The sequence below is a fragment of the Mycobacterium sp. ZZG genome, assembly GCF_054786995.1.
The window spans coordinates 1-1,724 of sequence record NZ_JBTBFV010000140.1 but is presented as its reverse complement, the minus strand read 5'-3'; the positions used below and the strand labels follow the sequence as shown (position 1 = coordinate 1,724).

At 62.9% G+C, this 1,724-nt stretch carries 1 protein-coding gene; it reads right to left on the bottom strand.

Features of this window, described 5'->3' with window-relative positions:
* Positions 1-127 precede the first annotated feature (127 nt).
* Positions 128-1,588 carry a hypothetical protein gene (locus ACXMYJ_RS28990; RefSeq protein WP_460359536.1) on the bottom strand — a complete coding sequence of 487 codons (1,461 nt, stop codon included), beginning with the start codon at positions 1,586-1,588 and terminating at the stop codon, positions 128-130.
* Positions 1,589-1,724 lie beyond the last annotated feature (136 nt).

The window sequence follows — 1,724 nt, the reverse complement described above, 5'->3', positions numbered from 1 at the left end:
AACGAACCGCGCTACGCTTCACCTACGGAGTGCCTTCCCGCTTTGTGAACATGGACCCTAGACAAGTCACATTTTCTCAAACAGGACAGGCACTTCCGTGCATTACAGGTCGTGTCAACAGCCTATTTCACGAAACGTCGAGGCTAAACGTCAACACACCATCGGCGTAGTGAGCATCCACACCGGCCGGCACACTGCCCCAACCGAGCTCGTCACCGGCGGCTGGATCGTTGATAGTGACCGTCGCGGATTCCAAAGCCTCAGAGTCCAGGTCGGTGATGACCACGATCGGGCTCACCGTGATCGGCGACCCGGCGCTGCCGGCCGCCACCGGGGAGACCACCACCAACGGTGCCACCTCGGAAGGCAACCCGACCACCGTGACCACCGTGCCCGCCGGCACCGAACTGGCATTCCCCTCACCATCAACCACGGTGAACGACACCGACTTCAGGCCTGGGCTTGTCGAGGTCAACGTCACCGACTGCAACAACTGCTGATACACCGCCACCGACGCGGTTCCGGTGAACGTCAATACGCCGCCGGAGTATTCCGCGGAGATCCCCTCCGGCACCGCACCCCAACCGAGCACATCACCGGCGGCTGGATCGTTGATAGTGACCGTCGCGGATTCCAAAGCCTCAGAGTCCAGGTCGGTGATCACCACGATCGGGCTCACCGTGATCGGCGACCCGGCGCTGCCGGCCGCCACCGGGGAGACCACCACCAACGGTGCCACCTCGGAAGGCAACCCGACCACCGTGACCACCGTGCCCGCCGGCACCGAACTGGCATTCCCCTCACCATCAACCACGGTGAACGACACCGACTTCAGGCCTGGGCTTGTCGAGGTCAACGTCACCGACTGCAACAACTGCTGATACACCGCCACCGAGGCAGACCCGCTAAACGTCAACACCCCGTCGGCATAGTGAGCATCCACACCAGTCGGCACACCGCCCCAACCGAGCACATCACCCGACGCAGGATTACTCACCGTGACTGTGGCTGAGCCGATCTCATCAGAGTCCAGATCGGTGATCACCACGATCGGGCTGACCGTGATCGGCGACCCGGCGCTGCCGGCCGCCACCGGGGACACCACCACCAACGGTGGTACCTCAGAAGCCAACCCGACAATCGTGACCACAGTGCCCGCCGGCACCGAACTGGCATTGCCGCCACCGTCAACCACCGCAAACGACACCGACTTTAGGCCCGCACCCGTCGAGGTCAACGTCACCGACTGCAACAACTGCTGATACACCGCCACCGACGCAGAGCCGGCAAATGTGAGGACACCGCCGGAGTATTCCGCGGCGATGCCCTCCGGCACCGCACCCCACCCGAGCACATCACCCGACGCAGGATTACTCACCGTGACTGTGGCTGAGCCGATCTCATCAGAGTCCAGATCGGTGATCACCACGATCGGGCTCACCGTGATCGGCGACCCGGCGCTGCCAGCCGCCACCGGGGAGACCACCACCAACGGCGGCACCTCAGAAGCCAGACCGACCACCGTGACCACCGTGCCCGCCGGCACCGAACTGGCATTGCCGCCACCGTCAACCACCGCAAACGACACCGACTTTAGCCTCGATCCACCGATGTATCGGCTGGTCGCAGGGTGTCGGAATGAGGAAAGTGCCCTTTGAACTGGGAAGATTGGTGTTCTCTACGCACTAATCAGTCCAGGTCAGAAAGGCACTTCCGGTGAAAGT